Below are 18,714 nucleotides of genomic sequence, written 5' to 3'. Positions count from 1 at the left end.
CCGGCCAGCCTTGACGCGGTCTTGATGTCGATGATCTCGGGCTTGTTGCTGTCGACAGCGCCGTTCCGATATCATGGGCGCAATGAGCCGCCCCGCGGCCACCGGACCACGTTCCAAACCTGTCATGGGACCTTTCCCTATGGCTGGGTGGCCGTCACCGGCGTTTCGTCGGTATCTTGCCCCGGATCTTGTCTGGCCGCCCTGCCCTTGAAGATCCTGCGCACCGTCACGAACAGCAGCGGCACCAGGAACACGCCGATCACGGTCGCCGCGATCATGCCGCCCATGACGCCGATGCCGACCGAGTTCTGCGCGCCGGAACCGGCGCCGCTGGCGATCGCGAGCGGCGTGACGCCGAGGATGAAGGCCAGCGACGTCATCAGGATCGGCCGCAATCGTTGTCGCGCCGCTTCCAGCGTCGCCTCGACGAGCCCCATGCCAGCCGCTTGCCGCTCGATGGCGAACTCGACAATCAGGATGGCGTTCTTGGCGGCCAAGCCGATCGTGGTCAGCAAGCCGACCTTGAAATAGACGTCGTTGGTCTGGCCGAACAGGCTTGCCGCCAGCAGCGCGCCGAAGATGCCGATCGGCACCGACAGCATGACCGCGAACGGGATCGACCAGCTTTCATAAAGTGCCGCAAGGCACAGGAACACGACCAGCGCCGAAATCGCATAGAGCGACGTCGCCTGGTTGCCCGAAAGCCGTTCCTGATGCGACAGCCCGGTCCATTCATGCGAATGGCCGGGAGGCAGCTGGGCGACCAGCCTGTCGATCTCGTCCATCGCCGCACCCGAACTTACCCCGGCCGCCGCCGCGCCCTGGATCTCGACCGCCGCCGAACCATTGTAGCGTTCGAGCCGGGGCGAGCCGAAGGTCCAGTGGCTGGAGGCGAAGGCCGAGAACGGCACCATGGCGCCGCTCGGATTGCGCACCTGCCATTTGTCCAGGTCTTCCGGCTGCATGCGGAAGTTGGCGTCCGACTGCAAATAGACCGGCTTCACCCGTCCACGATCGATGAAATCGTTGACGTAGTTGCTGCCCCAGGCGGTCGAGAGCGTGTTGTTGATGTCGGCGAGGCTGACGCCCAGCGCGCTTGCCTTTTCCTGGTCGATGTCGACCGAGAATTGCGGCTGGTCCTCCTGGCCGTTGGGCCTGGTATTGGCGAGCACCTTGCTCTGCGCGGCGAGGCCCAGAAGCTGGTTGCGCGTCTGGATCAGTGCGTCGTGACCGGCGCCATTGACATCCTGCAGGTAGAAGTCGAAGCCGTTGGTGTTGCCGAAGCCTTGGATGGCCGGAGGTGCAAGCGCGAAGACCTGCGCGTCCCTGATCTTCCTGAACACGCCCATGGCGCGGCCGGCGATCGCCTGCGCGGCCATGGCCGGAGATTTGCGCTGGTCGAAAGCCTTCAGCGGCACAAAGGCGATGCCGACATTCTGCCCGGCGCCGCCGAAGCCGAAGCCCGATGCGGTGAAGACACCCGCGACCGCGTCCTTTTCGTCCTTCAGATAGTGGTCGGTCACCTGTGCCAGCACGCGCTCGGTGCGGTCCTGGGTGGCGCCGACCGGCAGCTGCACGCTGGTGATCAGGATGCCCTGGTCTTCTTCCGGCAGGAACGAACTCGGCAGCCTGGCAAACAGCCAGCCGACGCCGATGACGATGGCCAGGAACACGGCGAGGAAGCGCCACGACCGGTTGATGATGCCATGCGAGCCATCGCGATAGGCTGTCGTGCCGCGATCGAACATGCGGTTGAACCAGCCGAACGGACCGGTCTGCGTCGCATGGTTCTTCGGCCGCCGCAGGATCGTGGCGCAAAGGGCCGGTGTCAGCACCAGCGCCACCAGCACGGACAGCACCATGGCGGAGACGATGGTCACCGAGAACTGCCGGTAGATGATGCCGGTGGAACCGCCGAAGAACGCCATCGGCACGAACACGGCCGAAAGCACGGTGGCGATGCCGACCAGCGCGCCGGTGATCTCGTTCATCGATTTTTCCGTCGCCTCCTTCGGCGACAGATCTTCCTCCTGCATCACGCGCTCGACATTCTCGACCACCACGATGGCGTCGTCGACGAGCAGGCCGATGGCCAGCACCATGGCGAACATGGTCAGCGTGTTGACGGAATAGCCGAACAGCGACAGCACGCCGAACGTACCGAGCAGCACCACCGGCACGGCGATGGTCGGGATGATGGTGGCGCGCAAATTCTGCAGGAAGATGAACATCACCAGGAACACCAGCACGATCGCCTCGGCCAGCGTCTTGACCACCTCCTCGATCGACAACCGCACGAAGGGCGAGGTGTCGTAGGGATAGACGACCTCGACTCCTTGCGGGAAGGTCGAGCTCAGACGATTGATCGTCGAGCGCACCGCCTCCGCGGTGTTGATGGCGTTGGCTCCGGTCGCCAGGTTGATGGCGACACCGGCCGCCGGCTTGCCGTTATAGTGGGCTTGCGTCGTATAGCTCTTGGCGCCGAGCTCGACCGTGGCGACATCGTTGAGGCGGACCAGCGAACCGTCCGTCTGGCTCTTCAGGATGATGTTGCGGAACTGCTCCGCGGTCTGCAACCGGCTCTTGGCGGTCACCGTGGCGTTGAGTTCCTGGCCCTTGCGCGCCGGCAGGCCGCCGAGCTGGCCGGCCGAGACCTGCGTGTTCTGCGCCTGGATGGCGGCCGCCACGTCGTTCGGCATCAAGGCATATTTGGCGAGCTTGTCGGGGTCGAGCCAGATGCGCATGGCATAGCCCGAGCCGAAAAGCTGCGTCGAGCCGACGCCTTCGACGCGCTTCAGTGTATCGTTGATGGTGGAGTCGATATAGTCGGCCAGATCGGTCGAGTTCATCTTGCCGTCGCTGGAGACGAAACCGATGACCATCAGGAAGCCGGTCGAGGATTTGGAGACGGTGATGCCGTTGCTCTGCACCACTTGCGGCAGCTGCGACTGGACGAGTTGCAGCTTGTTCTGCGTCTGCACCTGGGCGGTGTCGGGATTGGCGGCGCTGGTGAAGGTCAGCGTGATCGAGGCCGAACCGGTCGAGGTCGACGTTGCCGTCATGTAATCGAGATTGTCGATGCCGGTCATGCCTTGCTCGATGACCTTGGTCACCGAATTTTCCACCGTCTGGGCGTCCGCGCCCGGATAGGTGGCGCTGATGTTGACCGTGGTCGGTGCGATCTGCGGATATTGCGAGATCGGCAGCGTGGTGAGCGCGAGCAGTCCGCCCAGCATGATCACGATGGCGATCACCCAGGCGAAGATCGGCCGGTTGATGAAGAATGTGGACATCGCTCAGTTCCCGGTCGAGGCGGCGGGCGCCGGTTGCTGGCCGGCGCTGGCCACCTTGGATGGGGCGGATGCGGCCGACGTCTGCCCGCGATCCTTGACCTCGCCGGTCGCCTCGTCGATCGTCACTTCGACACCCGTCGCATCGCCGCCGGGCCGCACCAGTTGCAGGCCCTCGACAATGACACGGTCGTTGTCGCCGACGCCCGAATCCACCAGCCAGTTGTTGCCGACGCTGTTGCGCACCGCGAGCACACGCGTCTCGACCTTGCCCTGCGCGTTGATGACCATGGCGGTCGCCTCGCCCTTGGTGTTGCGGGTCACGGCGCGCTGCGGCACCAGGAAGCTGTTCTGGGCGACGCCCTCCTCGACCAATGCCCGCACATACATGCCCGGCAGAAGCAGGCGGTCGGGATTGGGGAACTCGGCCCTGAGCGCGAAGGTACCCGTGGTCTGGTCGACATTGGCGCCGGCGAATTCCAGCTTACCGGTCTGCGCATAGATGGTGCCGTTCTCGAGCTTCAGCTTGACGCTGACATTGGGACCGCTGAATTTCAGCCGCCCTTCCGAGATCGCCTGGCGCAGATTGAGCAGATTGGTGCTCGACTGCGTGACGTCGACATTGATCGGGTCGAGCGAACGGATGGTGGTGAGCACGGTAGCCTGGTTGGTGGTGACCAGCGCGCCCGGCGTCAGCGTGGACTTGTCGATGCGGCCGGCGATCGGCGCCGTGATCGAGGTGCGATTGAGGCTGATGCGCGCGGTCTCCACGCTGGCCTTGGCCGAGGCCACATCCGCCTGGGCCTGCGCCAGCGTGGCAGCGGCATCGTCATAATCCTGTTTGGAAACAACGTTCTGCTTCAAGAGCCCGGCGTAGCGGTCGAACTTGGCCTGCGCGGTCGGCACCGCCGCTTCCGCCTTCTGCTGGGCCGCGACGGCGCTGTCATAGGCGGCCTGGTAACTGGCCGGGTCGATGAGATAGAGCGGCTGTCCCACCACCACCTCGGCGCCTTCCTTGAACAGGCGCTGCTGGATGATGCCGTCGACCTGCGGCCGCACCTCGGCGATCAGCGAAGCCGCCGTGCGTCCCGGCAATTCGGCCGTGATCGCGACCGATTGCGGATGCAGCGTGACGACGCCGACCTCCGGCTTGCCGACGCCGCCCATGCCGGCGGGCGGTTTGCCCTGCTCCTGCGAACAGGCCGCCAGCAGAAGGGCAGCGGTGAGCGCCGCCGTCCAGGGGGCGACGCGGCGTGGATGACTAGACTGGATCGGCATGGCCTGGATCTCTCCCTGGAGTTTTGGTCGCCGTCTGGCTGTCCGCGAAGGTGGAATTGAAAGGATCGACGAGTGCGCCGGTAATGGCGATCGATGTCATGGCGAAAGCCGCGCCGGTACACGGCCCGCGTCGAACAAGACTTCGAAGCGGCTCATGCCGCGCTCCTTCTTCTCGGCCAAATAAACCCGACACGTTCGAGTTGGTGGCCGCGATGCCCATCCGCGCCATTATGCCGATGATCGAAGACATGCCAAGCGCCTTTGCCGATGCCTTAAGCGATCTTGCGGTCATGAGCTCCGTGGCCGTTGGGCCGCGAGACCGGCAGCGACAGGTGCCAGGCGGCGAAGTCCAGGCGGATCGCGCCCTTCAGCGTGTCGACCGGCAGGGCCAGCGGCATGATGCGCGCGGGCGCGGCCGTGCCGAACGAGAGTTTCGGGCTGACCGACGCGATCAGCCGCAGCATCATCAGCGCTTCCCACATTGCCGTGCTTTCATGGGGGATCGAACGGTGGGATGGCGGCACGGAGCCGCCATTCCAGGAGAACCGGCCGGCCCGAGAACGGGTTGGACATCGGGCCGGCCGGCGCGGCCGGTCAGGATTATCCGCCGTTCCCGGGCTGGGGCGGCGGTGGGCCATCATTGGGCAGGCCCCCTTGGCCGGCTGCGTCATCCGGCGGGCCGCCCAGGGGACCGGGGGGTGATCCATGCGGGCGTTCCGCCGAAGCGAGGATTTCGAGCTGTTCGGGCGTGAGCTTGGCGCGCAGCGCGGTGATCGCATCCTTCAGCCTGGCGGCCGAAGCCGCGCGCGCCGTGACGTCGTCGGCCAACTTTTCCTGGAAGGCGAAGGGATCGGCCTTGCCGCCGGGACCCGCACCGGGGCCTTCGGAGCCGCCAGGACCATGATCGGGACGCGCAAGCACCGCCTGCAGCGCGCTGGTATAGTCGCGCCACGCGTCGAGCTGTTCGCCGCGGATGCCGAGGCGCGTCTCGAGCACCGCCAGCCTTGCCGCCAGCATGAATTCCGGCGGCGGCCCCATGCGGTGCGGGCCAAAGCCTTCCGGGCCAAAGCCCTGCCCACCCCAACCCTGCGGGCCCCAGGCCCGTGGACCGTGCCGCATCGGCCCATGCGGGCCAAAGCCCTGAGGGCCAGGCCCGTTCTGGCCGCACGAGGCCATCGGCCCATGGTCAGGCCCATCCTGCATGGCCATGGCTGGTGGCCCACCGGGCGCGCCGGGATCGGACTGCGCGGCCAGAGCTGGATGGACGGCGGCGACGGAAAACAGGCCGAGCGCAAGAAGTCTGCTTCGCATGACGTGTTCCTTTCTCTCATGCATCGGATGGCCATGAGAATAGGAAGGCTGTTTGTCCGCTTCGCGTCGGGTTGTTGCCGAAGGTTTCCGCAAAGGGGCAATTTGTTTCCGAATGTTTCCGGCGGCCCGCTGGCAACATTGCGTTGCAATTTTCCATGCCGCTGGCGCGCGCTCTTCCTATAATCACGGTCAAGCAAGGGCACGATCATGCACGCACAACCCCATATCCTCGTCGTTGACGACGACCGCGAGATCAGGACGCTTCTCGGCCGCTACCTCGACGGCCAGGGCTTTCGCGTCTCCGTGGCGGCGGACCGGCGCGAATGCGAGCAGAAGCTGGCCTCGGGCCAGTTCGACCTCGTCGTGCTCGACGTCATGCTGCCGGACGGTTCGGGGCTCGACATCTGCCGCGCCTTGCGCGACCGCAAGCCGCGGATCCCGGTGATCCTGCTGACGGCGCTGAAGGAAGATGTCGACCGCATCATCGGCCTGGAACTCGGCGCCGACGACTATCTCGGCAAGCCCTTCAACCCGCGCGAACTCACCGCCCGCATCCGCGCCGTGCTGCGGCGTGCCGTGCCGGAAGAGGCGCCGGCCTCTCGGCCCCGCATCTACCGCTTCGCCAGCTACCGGCTGGAGCCCGACACCCGCAAGGTGATCGATGCGCAAGGCATGAGCATCGACCTCACCGGCGCCGAGTTCGACCTCTTGCAGGTGTTCCTCGACCGCCCCGGCCGCTTGCTGTCGCGCGACCAGCTGCTTGATCTCACGCAAGGCCGTGAGCGTGATCCGCTGGAACGCTCGGTCGACGTGCTGATGAGCCGGCTGCGCCGCAAATTCGCCGATACAGGCGACGGGCCGCTGTTCAAGACCGTGCGCAATGGCGGCTACCAGCTCACCGCGCGCGTCGAGGCGGTGGAGGCGCAGGCGTGAACTCGCTGCGCCGCCGCCTCATCCTGCTGCTGGTCCTTTCGATCGTCGGCGTCGTCGGCCTGGCGACCGCCGCCGTCATCAGCGTGCGCGGCGGCGGGCCGCCGCCGGAGCTGACCGTGCCGTGGGTCGCCCAGCAGATGGAACTCGTGGCGCGGCTGCTGCCGGGGCCCATTCCGGACGTGCTGAGGGTGCAGTTCGCCGAGCGTCCGGCCGGCGGCAAGGTCGATCGTGCGGAAACGGCGATGCTCAACGACATCCTGCACCGCCGCGGCCTCGACCTGCTGGCCATCGTCAGCGCGAAGCCGGACGAACCCGGCCATGTCGCGTCGGTGCAACTGCCCGACAGCCGCTGGGCGATCATGGAGGTGCCGCACCTCAAGCCGCCAGGGCGCGAATGGCTGGTGCTGGCCGGCTGGATCTCGCTGATCGTGGCCGGCGCCACCGCCGTCTCGGTCTATTTCACCGCCGTGCTGATCCGGCCGCTGGAAATGCTGGAGGCAGCCGTCTCCAAGATCGGCAGCGACGGCATGCTGGCCGCGGTGCCGGAAGTCGGTTCGGCCGAGGTCAAGGCGACGGCGCATGCGCTGAACCAGCTCTCGTCACGGCTGAAGACATCAATGGAAAGCCGCATGCGGCTGGTCGCCGCCGCCGGCCACGATTTGCGCACGCCGATGACGCGCATGCGGCTGCGCGCCGAGTTCCTCGACGAGGAGCGCGACAAATGGCTCCACGACCTCGACGAACTCGACCGCATCGCCGACAGCGCCATCCGCCTGGTGCGCGAGGAGGTGAACCAGGATGCCGTCGAGCCGATCGACCTGGAAAAGATGGTGCGCGACATTTCAGCCGAAATGGCCTCGCTCGGCCATGCTGTCTCGATCGGGCATCTGGACAAGGTTTCGATCCGCGCCGGCGCGCTCGGCCTGCGCCGCGCGCTGCGCAACCTGATCGTCAATGCCGCCACCCACGGCAAGGCCTGCACCATCACCCTTGCCGTCTCCGACAGGCGCGCGGTCCTGACCATTTTCGACAACGGCCCGGGCATTCCGCCCGACCTCATCAACAAGGCGTTCGAGCCCTTCTTCCGCGTCGACCCCGGCCGCCAGCAATCCGTCCCCGGTGCCGGACTGGGCCTCGCCATCGCCAAGGAAATCATCGAGCGCTACGGCGGCACGGTCACGCTGGAGAACCGCACGGGCGGCGGACTGGCGCAGACGGTGTTGTTTGACGCGGTGTAAGGGTGCGCAATCTCCCCCCTCGAGGGGGAGATGGCCGGCAGGCCAGAGGGGGTCGCCTCGCGTGAAGCGCGACACCCTTTGTTGGACCAAATCATGCCGGCGATCCGTGCGAGACGACCCCCTCTGTCGCCTTCGTCGACATCTCCCCCTCGAGGGGGAGATCAGTTGAGCTAACCCGCCATCGCCAGCGGCACGGCGCTTTTGTTGGGGATCTGGATGTCGATTTCCAGCGTCGACATGGTCTCGCCGCGGTCCATCGAGACCTGGATGTAGTCCTGGTCGATCTGCACATGCTTGGCGATGACAGCCAGGATCTCTTCGCGCAGAACGGAAACGAGATCGGGCTGGCCACGGCTGCGGCGCTCATAGGCGAGCAGCACCTGCAGCCGCTCGCGCGCCACCGGCGCGCTGGTGCGCCGCTTGAAGAGGTCGAGGATGCTCATGCGGCCCTCCTTCCGAGAAGCCGGTCGAGGAAGCCCTTGCGCTCGAAGGGAACGATCACCGGCAGGTCTTCACCTTCCAGGCGCCGTGCCGCTTCGAGATAGGCCTTGGCGGCGGCGTTGGTGGGTTCGGAGAGCGTCACCGGCGCGCCGAGGTTGGAGGCCCTCAGCACATCCTGGCTTTCGGGAATGATGCCGAGCAGCGGCACCGAGAGGATTTCGAGCACGTCGTCGATCGACAGCATCTCGCCGCGCGCCGCGCGCGCCGCGTCATAGCGGGTGACCAACACGTGCTTGGCGATGTGCTCGCCCTGTTCGGCGCGCATGGTGCGGGCGTCGAGCAGGCCGATGATGCGGTCGGAATCGCGCACCGAGCTCACCTCCGGATTGGTGACGATGACCGCCTCGTCGGCGAAGCGCATGGCGAGCTGGGCGCCGCGCTCGATGCCGGCCGGGCTGTCGCAGAACACATAGTCGAACACCTGGCGCAGCCGGGCGATGACTTCGGCCACACCCTCCTCGGTCAGCGCGTCCTTGTCGCGCGTCTGCGAGGCCGGCAGCAGATAGAGCGTCTCCAGCCGCTTGTCGCGGATCAGCGCCTGCGACAGCTTGGCGGTGCCCTGGATGACGTTGACGAGGTCGAACACCACGCGCCGCTCGGCGCCCATGATGAGGTCGAGGTTCCTGAGGCCGACGTCGAAATCGACCAGCGCCACCCTCTTGCCGGTCTTGGCCACGGCAGCGCCGAGTGCGGCCGTCGAGGTCGTCTTGCCGACGCCCCCCTTGCCCGAAGTGACCACCACTACCTTGCCCATATAAATCCAGCCTCCGTTGGCGTTTTTATGTTTTCGTTTCGCCGTGGCCAGCACGGCGCCTGATCAGAACCGCCGACACTCGCACGCGAAGCCGGCCCGAAGCTTGCGCCCCGAGAACCGGCTTCAGCCGAGCGGCATTACGCACAGCGCATCGTTTTCGAGGAAGGCCTGCACCGCCTTGCCGCGCGACACCCCTTCCATCTCCTCGGCCGTGGTGTACCAGCCGTCGACCGCGAGCAGCTCCGCCTCGTTCTTGCGGCAGAAGATGCGCGCCGAAATATTGCCTTCCGAGCCCGCGATCGCCCGGCCACGCAGCGTGCCGTAGACATGGATCGAGCCGCCGGCGACGATCTCGGAACCCGACGCCACCGAGCCCAGCACGATGACGTCGCCATGCGGATGGAAGACCGACTGTCCGGAACGGATCGGCGCCTTGATCATCAGCGTGCCGGCGGCGGGCTCGGGGGGCATCTGGACAGCACCCTGCCCCGCCCTTGCAGCCTCGGTCCCGGCCGCATCCGTCCTGGCCGCCTCCATCCTGGCTGCTTCCGTCTTGGCTGCTTCCGTCCGGGCCGGTTCGATCCTGACCGCTTCGAGCCTTGCCAGCGCGGGATCCGCCATCTCGGCCTGCAAGGCCTGCGCGTGCGCTGCCTCTTGCCCTGGCGGTTCCGCCCGGGCCGGCGCCTCGGCGGCGGCGGCCTCCAGCTCTTCCGCCCGCGCCTTGCGTGCGGCCCGGCCAAGCAGCCCCTCGGCCGTCGCCTCCTTGGCGCCGGCCAGTATCGGCGGCAGATCAGGCCCGAGCGAAGCCCCCTCCATCTCGATGGCATAGACACGGATGCCGCGCGCCCAGAGCGCGGCGACCAGCAGCGCGATGTCCTCGACGGCGGGCTTCAGCACATTGAGATCGAGCACCACCGGCCGCCCGGAAAAATAGCCCGGCGAATTGCCGATCCAGTGATCCAGCCCCTCCAGCCAATCAGAAATCGGCGCCTCCGGCGTCAGCGTGAACGCGACGAAAGAGCGTGCGCGGAAACGAATGGATTTGGCCTCAAGGGGGGCGGCAAAGGTCACGGCTGGCGAATCCTTACTCAATGGTTAAAGGGTGCCGGCCGAATGGTTAACAAATGGTTAATGGAGGTGATCAACTTGGCAGCCACGGAGAGAATTCAAGGCCGGTGCCGCACGCCTGCCCATGACGCGGCGAACGTCTTCACTGGGTCAAAAAAGCGGAACGTCCGCTTTCGGGAGATTGGCTGGAAAGTCGCCTTTCCAGTGTGGCGCCGACCCGTGCGGTCATGCCCATTGGTTCCAGGCGTTCTGCTGGTCCGACCGCGATGCGCCGAGCGCCCGTAGTGCCGCCTCGATAGTCCGCTGTGTCAGTTCGGGCCTGGGGCCACGATCGAGGATGCCTCGCGTCACCTGCAGCCATATACCCGTGACGATGTCCACCGCGAGCTCCGCGTCGCGTATGCTCACGCGATCCTGGGCTATTGCCTGACTAATATCCGCCTTCAGATTCGCCCGAACACCTCGCGCATACTCGGCGCGCGACTGAGAACTCTGCACGACCAGCCGTGCCCAGTTGGGGTCCGAGATCGCCTTTTCCAGGAACTTCGCGAAGGCGAAAGACAGGCGTTTGACAGGATCCTCCAGTGCGAGGCGTGCATCCGTCAGCACCGCGTCGAAGCTCTCGCCGAGTTTCTCCCCCACAGCCGCGGCCAGCTCGTCGATGCTCTGGAAGTGGTAGTAGAAGGTCCCCTTCGCGACCCCGGCGGCCTCGACCACGGCATCGATCGTGACGGCCTCGCGAGGGCGTTCTCCCATCAGCATCATCCCGGCATCCAAGATCAGCGTACGCGTTCTCTCCCGCTTCTCCCGTCCGATCTCCGCCCTGCGCGCCAAATCAACCTTTGCCATTCCGTCCTGCCTTTTTTGCATTGCACCATTACGCAAATATCATATTGACCAAATAGTCGATTTGACGCATTTGTACAATATGAAACTTGCCCAGCGAGCTCGGGCAGCAGCTCGAGCTCCGGTGTTCGCAACACAAGCGTATCTGACAATAAGGAATGGCATCAATGAATGTTCAGTCCCAGCACTTCAAATCAAGGCCGCTGCCGTTCGAATGCATTGCCCTGGTGCTGCAAGGTGGAGGCGCGCTCGGGGCCTACCAAGCGGGAGTCTATGAAGCTCTTGCGGAAGCCGACATTCATCCGGACTGGGTTGCCGGCGTGTCCATCGGCTCCATCAACGCGGCAATCATTGCCGGTAACGCTCCTTCCGAACGGGTCTCAAAGCTACGTGCGTTCTGGCGCGAGATTACGGCGAACCCTCTGCTCGACTGGGCTAGCACCGCGGATGCGCTGGCTCCCAAAGGCGACCTGTCCCGCGCGATCTTCAATCAGTTCAGCGCGGCCTGCGCGGCAATTGCCGGCGCGCCGGGCTTTTTCAGCCTCCGGCAACCCGCTCCCTGGCTCCGCCCGGGTGGAGCAATCGAGGGCACAAGTTTTTACGAAACCACCCACCTGAAGAGCACGCTTGAGCGGCTCGTCGACTTCGACCGGATCAACGCAGGCGGCATGCGTTTCAGCGCAGGCGCGGTCAACGTGTGCACGGGTAATTTCGTCTACTTCGACAATCAAACCCATACGATCCGTCCAGAGCACGTGATGGCCAGCGGCTCGCTCCCGCCAGGCTTCCCGGCCATTGAGATCGAGGGGGAATTCTACTGGGACGGCGGCCTCATCTCGAACACTCCGTTGCAATGGGTGGCCGAGAACGGGCCTCGGCAGGACACGCTCGCCTTCCAGGTGGACCTATGGAGCGCCCAGGGTGATTTTCCTCGCAATCTTGCCGACGTGGCGACCAGGCAGAAGGAAATCCAGTATTCCAGCCGCACGCGCGCCAACACCGAGCAGTTCAAGCAGCACCAGCGGTCCCGGCACGCGCTTGCGGGCTTACTTGCAAAGCTTCCCGCCGACCTGCTCGGCAGCGATGAAGCCACCATGCTGAGCTCTCTTGCCGACCACAAGGTCTACAAATTGGTTCACCTGATCTATCGATCCAGACAGTACGAGACGCACTCGAAGGATTACGAATTTTCCAGGCTGTCGATGGAGGACCATTGGCAAGCCGGTTACAGCGACGCGGTGCGCACGCTGCGTCAGCCAGAGGCACTAAGCAGACCGGACAATCTGGAGGGAGTCAGCACGTACGATCTCGCCGACTACGGGCAGGAGTAGCGGCCGCGACGCGGCCGCGCGATCGAGATCGTGCTCCAATCCTCCAAGCTCAAACGGGCTTCTCGTGAAACCCGGCAGACCGCTCCACCCAAGGAACACCCAGCCATGAACCAAGACACTGTCAGGGAAACGGCCTTTGCCATGCCTCTGACCAACCCCGCCTATCCAGTCGGCCCCTATCGTTTCCGCAATCGCGAGTATCTGATCATCACCTATCGGACGGATCCGAGGAAGTTGCGCGAGCTTGTGCCGGAACCGCTTGATGTGCCCGACCCGTTGGTGAAGTTCGAGTTCATACGCATGCCCGACTCTTCGGGCTTTGGCGACTACACGGAAAGTGGACAGGTCATTCCTGTCTCCTTTCGCGGCCGCCATGGCAGCTACACCCATTGCATGTTTCTTGACGATCACCCGCCGATCGCAGGTGGCCGCGAACTGTGGGGTTTCCCAAAGAAGCTGGCCAGTCCCACGCTCCGCGTGGAGACCGATACTCTTGTGGGCACGCTCGACTACGGCCCGGTCCGTGTCGCCACCGCAACGATGGGCTACAAGCATCGGGCTGCCGAACTCGCATCCGTAAGGACCTCACTCGGCGGACCCAATTTCCTGCTTAAGATCATCCCCCATGTCGACGGCAGGCCGCGCATCTGTGAACTGGTCGAATACCGTTTGGAAGACATCGATCTCAAGGAAGCCTGGCACGGCCCGGCATCGCTCGATCTTTGGTCGCACGCGCTGGCCCCCGTGGCGGAGCTGCCGGTTCTGGAAGTGGTATCGGCGATGCACATCGTTGCCGATCTGACCCTGCCGCTCGGGACGGTTGTCCATGACTATCTTGCCGACGCGAAGCCAATGTTTAGCAAAGGAAAAACCCATGCGTTCGCTGAATGAAACGTTGTCGGTCAAGCAGGCTGCGGATCCCGACGGCCGTCTTATGGACAAGGTCGTGATGATCACTGGAGCCGCGAGCGGCATCGGCAGGGAAATTGCACTCACCTTTGCCAGTGAGGGGGCAAAGGTGGTCATCGCGGATCTCGATCGGCAGGCGGCCCAAAGGACCGCGGCCGAGATCGATCCCGAGGGCAAACGTGCGCTCGGAGTCGCGATGGACGTCGGCGATGAGGAGCAAGTCGAAATCGGCATGGGCCAAGCGATCCAAGCCTTCGGCCGGTTGGACGTCCTGGTCAGCAATGCCGGTGTCCAGATCGTCGGCCCACTCGTCGAATTCGAATTCGCAAAATGGAAGAAACTCCTTTCCATCCACCTCGATGGCGCCTTCCTGACCACCCGCGCCGCCTTGCGGCAGATGTACAAGCAGAACAGCGGCAGCATCATCTACATGGGATCGGTACATTCCAAGGAAGCATCGCCGCTCAAAGCGGCTTATGTGACAGCCAAGCATGGCCTGATCGGTCTGGCTAAGGTCGTAGCGAAGGAGGGTGCCGCCCATGGAGTTCGTGCCAATGTGATCTGCCCCGGTTTCGTTCGCACGCCGCTGGTGGAAAAGCAGATTCCGGAACAGGCCCGCGCGTTCGGGATATCTGAAGCGGAAGTCGTCAAAAACATCATGCTGAAGGAAACCGTCGACGGCGAGTTCACGACTGTTCAGGACGTGGCGGAAGCAGCGTTGTTTCTCGCGGCCTTCCCGTCCAGCGCGCTGACCGGCCAGTCGCTGGTGGTCAGCCACGGATGGTCGATGCAGTAGCCAAGACTTCGAAACCGAGCCGACGACGATACATAGGCCCCCGTGAAGCGCCGCGGACGTCGGCTCGGCGCCCTGGTCTCGCTTCCCATCTCCTTCGAGGTCGCCTTCCATTCGCCATGGCCTTTTTGCATGGCACGATTGCGTGTAACTCATATTGACTACATAGTCGATTTGACTTAGTAGTCTAAACCGAAATCAGCCACTCAGTTCGGCCCGTGGCTCGCCTTTTTCAGTTCCCTGCAACCCGATCTTTCGAGCGGAGGCTTCCATGCGCCTGTCGTGGCGTCTTTCCCTTTTGGCCGGCATCGCCGGCCTTTGTCTTGCCGGCTGTTCACAAAAGGAGGCCGAGGCGCCGGCAGCGCCGCGAACGGCGCGCGTGGTGGTGATAACGCCCCACAAGTTCATGCTGGTAACGCAAGGCGCCGGCCGCATCCAATCACGCTATGTCAGCCAGGTCGGTTTCGAGGTCGGCGGCAGGCTCGTCTCACGCGATGTCGACGCCGGCGCAACGGTCAAGAAGGGCCAGAAGCTCGCGGCACTGAGCGCCGTGGATTACCAGAACAAGGTGACCGCCACCGCGGCGGACCTCGACGCAGCCAAGGCCGCGCTCGCCCAGGCCGCCGCCCAGGAGGAGAGGTTTCGGGCCCTCCTCGCCAAGGGCTTCGCCACGCATTCGCAGTATGATGACGCGCTGAAGTCGCTGCGCAGCGCGCAAGCGCAAGTTCAGGCGACCGAGGCCAATCTGCGCATCGCCCAGAACCAGCTTGCCTATACGGAGCTCAAGGCGCCCGACGACGGCATCGTGACCGCGACCGGGGCGGACCCTGGCCAGGTGGTGGTCGCCGGACAGATGGTGATCGAGATTTCGCGCAATGACGAGCGCGAAGCCGTCTTTGCCGTCGCGAGCGAGGACGTCGTCAGGGCAAGCCTTGGCATGCCGGTGAACGTTGCGCTTCAGGCCCACCCTGAAATCGCGGTGACCGGCACGGTCCGCGAGATTTCGCCCGAGGCTGACAGCGCCACCGGCACCTATCAGGTGAGGGTTGCCATACCTGCTCCGCCGCCGGAAATGCGGCTGGGAGCAATCGTTGTCGGCCGGGTCGAAAGCGACGGGGGTCCCATGGTTGCGACGCTTCCCCCGAGCGCGCTGCTGCAGTCGGGAAACGAGCCGCAGGTTTGGGTGGTTGGCAAAGACGACAAGGTGGAGCGTCGCAAGGTCCAACTGCTGCAGTTCGATGCAAATTCCGTCACCGTGAGCCAGGGACTGGTCGCGGGCGACAAGGTGGTGGTCGCCGGCGTGAACTCGCTCGCTGACGGCGAAGCGGTCAAGCCCAATGCGGAGGTCGAGTGATGGCCAGCTTCAACCTTTCCGAATGGGCCGTCCACAACCGCTCGATCGTCGTCTTCCTGATGCTCGTCTGCGTGGCGGCTGGAATCACCTCCTACGAGCGTCTTGGCCGTCAGGAAGACCCGGATTTCACGGTGCAGACCATGGTGGTCCAGGCAAACTGGCCCGGGGCCACCGCGGCCGACACGATGCAGCAGGTGACGGACCGAATCGAGAAGAAGCTCGAGGAAACTCCGAACCTCGACTACCTCAAAAGCTACACCAAGCCGGGCCAGGCGACGATTTTCGTCTACCTGAAGGAATCCACTCGCAAGCGCGACCTCGCCGGCATCTGGTACCAGGTCCGCAAGAAGGTCAGCGACATAAGTCAGACCCTGCCGCAAGGCGTGGTCGGGCCGTTCTTCAATGACGAGTTCGGCGACGTCTTCGGCTCCATCTACGGCATAAGCTATGACGGTTTCAGCCCGCGTCAGGCACGTGATTTCGCCGAGACCGCGCGGGCCGAGTTCCTGCGTGCTCCCGACGTAGGCAAGGTCGACATCTATGGCGACCAGGACGAAAAGCTCTACCTGAATTTCTCGCCGCAGAAGCTCGCCAACCTGAAGCTCAGCCTCGATGACGTGCTGACGGCGATCGCCCACCAGAATGCCGTCGTGCCTTCCGGAATCATCAACACGCCCAGCGAGAACGTGCTGGTCGACATGACCGGCTCCGCGTTGGCGCCGGGCGACATAGCCAAGCTCAATTTTTCCGTGAACGGGCGCTTCTACAAGCTCTCGGACATCGCCGAGGTGCAGCGCGGCTATAGCGATCCGCCCAGCAAGATGTTTCGCGTCAACGGCAAGCCGGCCATCGGCATCGGCATCAACATGCGCGACGGCGGCAACAATCTCGACTTCGGCAAGGGACTGCACGCGGTGGCGGAGCGGCTGAAGCAGCGCTTTCCTGTCGGCATCGAGCTCAATCTGGTATCGGACCAGCCCGAAGTCGTGCGTGAGGCCATCGGCGAATTCACCAAGGCTCTCCTCGAAGCGGTCGCAATCGTGCTCGTGGTGAGCTTCCTCAGCCTCGGTCTGCGCGCCGGCCTGGTGGTCGCCCTGTCCATTCCGCTCGTCCTCGCCATCGTCTTCGCATTCATGGAAGCGGCGGGAATCAGCCTGCAGCGCATTTCGCTCGGTGCGCTGATCATCGCGCTCGGCCTTCTGGTCGACGACGCCATGATCACGATCGAGATGATGATCTCCAAGATCGAAGAAGGCATGCCGAAGATCAAGGCAGCGACCTTTGCCTATACGTCCACCGCCTTCCCGATGCTGACGGGAACACTGATCACGCTGCTCGGCTTCCTGCCGATCGGGTTCGCGAACAACAATACCGGACAATACACCTTCTCGCTGTTCGCAGTCATAGGCGTGGCGCTCATCGCGTCATGGTTCGTCGCCGTCCTCTTCGCGCCGGTGCTCGGGCTGACCCTCTTGCCTAAACACATGAAAGCGCATGGGGCGGCGGAGCCAGGACCACTCATGCGGCTGTTCCGACGCCTGCTTGCGTTCACCATGCGGCACCGTTTTCTCACCATCGCCGCATCCCTCGCTGCCTTTGGCCTCTCGCTTTATGGCATGGGCTTCGTCCAGCAGCAGTTCTTCCCGGCCTCCAACCGGCCTGAACTGCTGGTGACGATGACGCTGCCCAAGAATGCCTCGATCACCGCTACCGAGACGCAAACCAAACGGCTGGAGGAGGCGCTTGCGGGCGACGCCGATATCGACCACTTCTCCTCCTATGTCGGCGGCGGCGCCATCCGGTTCTATCTGCCCCTGGATGTGCAGCTCGACAACGACTTCATGGCCGAGACCGTTGTCGTGGCCAAGGACCTTCAGGCGCGCGATCGCGTGCAGGCCAAACTGCAGGCGCTGTTCGCCGACAGTTTTCCGGACGTGACCGCGCGCATTTCGCGCCTGGAACTGGGCCCCCCGGTGGGCTGGCCCGTGCAGTACCGGGTGAGCGCGCCTACTCCCGACGAAGCCAGGAAATATGGCGAGCAGGTGGCCGATATCCTGCGGGCTTCTGGCCTCGTGCAAACCGTCAACTTCGACTGGGGCGAGAAGAACAAGACGTTGCGCATCGTCGTCGACCAGGACCGCGTCCGGCAGGCGGGGCTTAGCTCCGAACAGCTTTCCCAAGCGCTCAACCGGGTGCTCAACGGCTCGACGGTCACGCAACTGCGCGATTCCATCTACCTGGTCGACGTGGTCGCACGCGCCCAGAACGACGAGCGTTCCAGCATCGAAGCCCTGCGCCACCTTCAGATCACCACCCCGACGGGCGCATCCGTTCCGTTGCGGGAGCTCGCCGATTTCAAATACGACCTCGATGAAGGCTATGTCTGGAGGCGTCGGCGCCTGCCCACGATCACAGTCCAGGCACAGCCGCTGCCGGGACTGCAGCCGGCCTTCGTTCACCAGCACATTGCCGCTGCGCTGGACACGCTTTCCAAGTCGATGCCGGCTGAAACGTCGATCGAGACCGGCGGCACGGTGGAAAAGACCGCGCTCAGCAACGCCGCCCTGCTGGCCCAGTTCCCGCTGATGATCACCCTGATGCTTACGGTGTTGATGGTCCAGCTCGGGAGTTTCCGGCAGGTCGCCATGGTCATCAGCGTGGCGCCTCTCGGGCTTATCGGAGTTGCCACCGCGTTGCTGACCACCAGCACCCCGATGGGTTTCATCGCGACGCTCGGCATCATCGCGCTCGCCGGCATGATCATCCGCAACTCGGTGATCCTGGTGCACCAGATCGAGCATGAGCGGGCTCAAGGGGTAGAACCGTGGAAGGCGGTGATCGATGCGACCGTCCATCGGTTCCGGCCGATCATGCTCACCGCGGCAGCGGCGATCCTCGGCATGATCCCGATCATGCACGACGTCTTCTGGGGACCGATGGCATACGCCATCGTCGGGGGGCTCGCCGTCGCCACCATGCTGACGCTGGTTTTCCTGCCAGCCCTTTATGTGATGGTGAACGGAATCCGGGAAAGCGACGAGCCGTTGGCGGCGCCCGAGCCCAGCGCCGACGCAATCCCGATCCTGGCCTTGTCGGATCGATGAAGGA

At 64.4% G+C, this 18,714-nt stretch carries 16 protein-coding genes; 7 read left to right on the top strand and 9 right to left on the bottom strand.

Annotated features, from left to right (window positions below; all coding sequences use genetic code 11):
• Window positions 1-137: 137 nt before the first annotated feature.
• The 5 genes from FJ930_RS16175 to FJ930_RS16155 form a co-directional block, all read right to left on the bottom strand.
• Window positions 138-3,293 (bottom strand): efflux RND transporter permease subunit, encoded by a 3,156-nt coding sequence (locus FJ930_RS16175; protein ID WP_141838987.1) that lies wholly within the window; start codon window positions 3,291-3,293, stop codon window positions 138-140.
• A gap of 3 nt (window positions 3,294-3,296) precedes the next feature.
• Complete coding sequence (locus FJ930_RS16170; RefSeq protein WP_141838985.1) at window positions 3,297-4,568, bottom strand: efflux RND transporter periplasmic adaptor subunit; 1,272 nt, start codon at window positions 4,566-4,568, stop codon at window positions 3,297-3,299.
• Window positions 4,552-4,818, bottom strand: a complete 267-nt coding sequence (locus FJ930_RS16165) for a hypothetical protein (RefSeq protein ID WP_141838983.1) — start codon at window positions 4,816-4,818, stop codon at window positions 4,552-4,554. The genes FJ930_RS16170 and FJ930_RS16165 overlap by 17 nt, the downstream gene beginning before the upstream one ends.
• A gap of 22 nt (window positions 4,819-4,840) precedes the next feature.
• Entirely contained in the window at window positions 4,841-5,035 is a 195-nt protein-coding gene (locus FJ930_RS16160; RefSeq protein WP_246676931.1) for a hypothetical protein, read from the bottom strand.
• 133 nt (window positions 5,036-5,168) lie between these two features.
• The gene (locus tag FJ930_RS16155) at window positions 5,169-5,879 is read right to left on the bottom strand and encodes a hypothetical protein (RefSeq protein ID WP_141838979.1); all 711 of its coding nucleotides are present in this window, start codon (window positions 5,877-5,879) and stop codon (window positions 5,169-5,171) included.
• 207 nt (window positions 5,880-6,086) lie between these two features.
• Between FJ930_RS16155 and FJ930_RS16150 the strand changes: the two genes are divergently transcribed.
• Together FJ930_RS16150 and FJ930_RS16145 are read left to right on the top strand one after the other, a co-directional pair.
• Window positions 6,087-6,812: a response regulator gene (locus tag FJ930_RS16150; protein ID WP_141838976.1), complete on the top strand. Its 726-nt coding sequence runs from the start codon at window positions 6,087-6,089 to the stop codon at window positions 6,810-6,812.
• Window positions 6,809-8,050, top strand: coding sequence for an ATP-binding protein (locus tag FJ930_RS16145; protein WP_141838974.1), 1,242 nt, complete (start codon window positions 6,809-6,811; stop codon window positions 8,048-8,050). Before FJ930_RS16150 ends, FJ930_RS16145 begins: the two co-directional genes overlap by 4 nt.
• Window positions 8,051-8,220: 170 nt before the next feature.
• Here the strand turns inward: FJ930_RS16145 and minE are convergent, their stop codons facing one another.
• The 4 genes from minE to FJ930_RS16125 all read right to left on the bottom strand — a co-directional run bounded on the left by minE (window position 8,221) and on the right by FJ930_RS16125 (window position 11,222).
• Window positions 8,221-8,493 (bottom strand): cell division topological specificity factor MinE, encoded by a 273-nt coding sequence (minE, locus tag FJ930_RS16140; RefSeq protein ID WP_140612058.1) that lies wholly within the window; start codon window positions 8,491-8,493, stop codon window positions 8,221-8,223.
• On the bottom strand, window positions 8,490-9,305 hold the full coding sequence (minD, locus tag FJ930_RS16135) for a septum site-determining protein MinD (protein WP_141838972.1): 816 nt from the start codon (window positions 9,303-9,305) through the stop codon (window positions 8,490-8,492). Before minD ends, minE begins: the two co-directional genes overlap by 4 nt.
• 123 nt (window positions 9,306-9,428) lie before the next feature.
• The gene (gene minC, locus FJ930_RS16130) at window positions 9,429-10,376 is read right to left on the bottom strand and encodes a septum site-determining protein MinC (protein WP_141838970.1); all 948 of its coding nucleotides are present in this window, start codon (window positions 10,374-10,376) and stop codon (window positions 9,429-9,431) included.
• A 222-nt stretch (window positions 10,377-10,598) separates the two neighbouring features.
• The gene (locus FJ930_RS16125) at window positions 10,599-11,222 is read right to left on the bottom strand and encodes a TetR/AcrR family transcriptional regulator (protein WP_141838968.1); all 624 of its coding nucleotides are present in this window, start codon (window positions 11,220-11,222) and stop codon (window positions 10,599-10,601) included.
• Window positions 11,223-11,386: 164 nt separating this feature from the next.
• Between FJ930_RS16125 and FJ930_RS16120 the strand changes: the two genes are divergently transcribed.
• The 5 genes from FJ930_RS16120 to FJ930_RS16100 all read left to right on the top strand — a co-directional run bounded on the left by FJ930_RS16120 (window position 11,387) and on the right by FJ930_RS16100 (window position 18,710).
• Window positions 11,387-12,550 (top strand): patatin-like phospholipase family protein, encoded by a 1,164-nt coding sequence (locus FJ930_RS16120; RefSeq protein WP_141838966.1) that lies wholly within the window; start codon window positions 11,387-11,389, stop codon window positions 12,548-12,550.
• Window positions 12,551-12,655: 105 nt separating this feature from the next.
• A complete protein-coding gene (locus tag FJ930_RS16115) occupies window positions 12,656-13,441 on the top strand; it encodes an acetoacetate decarboxylase (RefSeq protein ID WP_141839132.1) in 786 nt (261 codons plus the stop codon).
• 43 nt (window positions 13,442-13,484) lie between these two features.
• Window positions 13,485-14,255: a 3-hydroxybutyrate dehydrogenase gene (locus FJ930_RS16110; protein WP_246676941.1), complete on the top strand. Its 771-nt coding sequence runs from the start codon at window positions 13,485-13,487 to the stop codon at window positions 14,253-14,255.
• A 268-nt stretch (window positions 14,256-14,523) separates the two neighbouring features.
• The gene (locus tag FJ930_RS16105) at window positions 14,524-15,606 is read left to right on the top strand and encodes an efflux RND transporter periplasmic adaptor subunit (RefSeq protein ID WP_141838964.1); all 1,083 of its coding nucleotides are present in this window, start codon (window positions 14,524-14,526) and stop codon (window positions 15,604-15,606) included.
• The gene (locus FJ930_RS16100) at window positions 15,606-18,710 is read left to right on the top strand and encodes an efflux RND transporter permease subunit (RefSeq protein WP_281408911.1); all 3,105 of its coding nucleotides are present in this window, start codon (window positions 15,606-15,608) and stop codon (window positions 18,708-18,710) included. Before FJ930_RS16105 ends, FJ930_RS16100 begins: the two co-directional genes overlap by 1 nt.
• Window positions 18,711-18,714 lie beyond the last annotated feature (4 nt).

The sequence above is a fragment of the Mesorhizobium sp. B2-4-15 genome (genome assembly GCF_006658505.1).
Lineage (GTDB): Bacteria > Pseudomonadota > Alphaproteobacteria > Rhizobiales > Rhizobiaceae > Mesorhizobium.
This window is presented reverse-complemented; position numbering and strand designations above follow the sequence as displayed.

Coding starts and splice junctions, on each gene's coding strand:
- FJ930_RS16175 (WP_141838987.1), bottom strand. CDS start 3,293: ATGTCCACATTCTTCATCAACCGGCCGATCTTCGCCTGGGTGATCGCC.
- FJ930_RS16170 (WP_141838985.1), bottom strand. CDS start 4,568: ATGCCGATCCAGTCTAGTCATCCACGCCGCGTCGCCCCCTGGACGGCG.
- FJ930_RS16165 (WP_141838983.1), bottom strand. CDS start 4,818: ATGTCTTCGATCATCGGCATAATGGCGCGGATGGGCATCGCGGCCACC.
- FJ930_RS16160 (WP_246676931.1), bottom strand. CDS start 5,035: ATGATGCTGCGGCTGATCGCGTCGGTCAGCCCGAAACTCTCGTTCGGC.
- FJ930_RS16155 (WP_141838979.1), bottom strand. CDS start 5,879: ATGCGAAGCAGACTTCTTGCGCTCGGCCTGTTTTCCGTCGCCGCCGTC.
- FJ930_RS16150 (WP_141838976.1), top strand. CDS start 6,087: ATGCACGCACAACCCCATATCCTCGTCGTTGACGACGACCGCGAGATC.
- minE (WP_140612058.1), bottom strand. CDS start 8,493: ATGAGCATCCTCGACCTCTTCAAGCGGCGCACCAGCGCGCCGGTGGCG.
- minD (WP_141838972.1), bottom strand. CDS start 9,305: ATGGGCAAGGTAGTGGTGGTCACTTCGGGCAAGGGGGGCGTCGGCAAG.
- FJ930_RS16125 (WP_141838968.1), bottom strand. CDS start 11,222: ATGGCAAAGGTTGATTTGGCGCGCAGGGCGGAGATCGGACGGGAGAAG.
- FJ930_RS16120 (WP_141838966.1), top strand. CDS start 11,387: ATGAATGTTCAGTCCCAGCACTTCAAATCAAGGCCGCTGCCGTTCGAA.
- FJ930_RS16115 (WP_141839132.1), top strand. CDS start 12,656: ATGAACCAAGACACTGTCAGGGAAACGGCCTTTGCCATGCCTCTGACC.
- FJ930_RS16110 (WP_246676941.1), top strand. CDS start 13,485: ATGGACAAGGTCGTGATGATCACTGGAGCCGCGAGCGGCATCGGCAGG.
- FJ930_RS16105 (WP_141838964.1), top strand. CDS start 14,524: ATGCGCCTGTCGTGGCGTCTTTCCCTTTTGGCCGGCATCGCCGGCCTT.
- FJ930_RS16100 (WP_281408911.1), top strand. CDS start 15,606: ATGGCCAGCTTCAACCTTTCCGAATGGGCCGTCCACAACCGCTCGATC.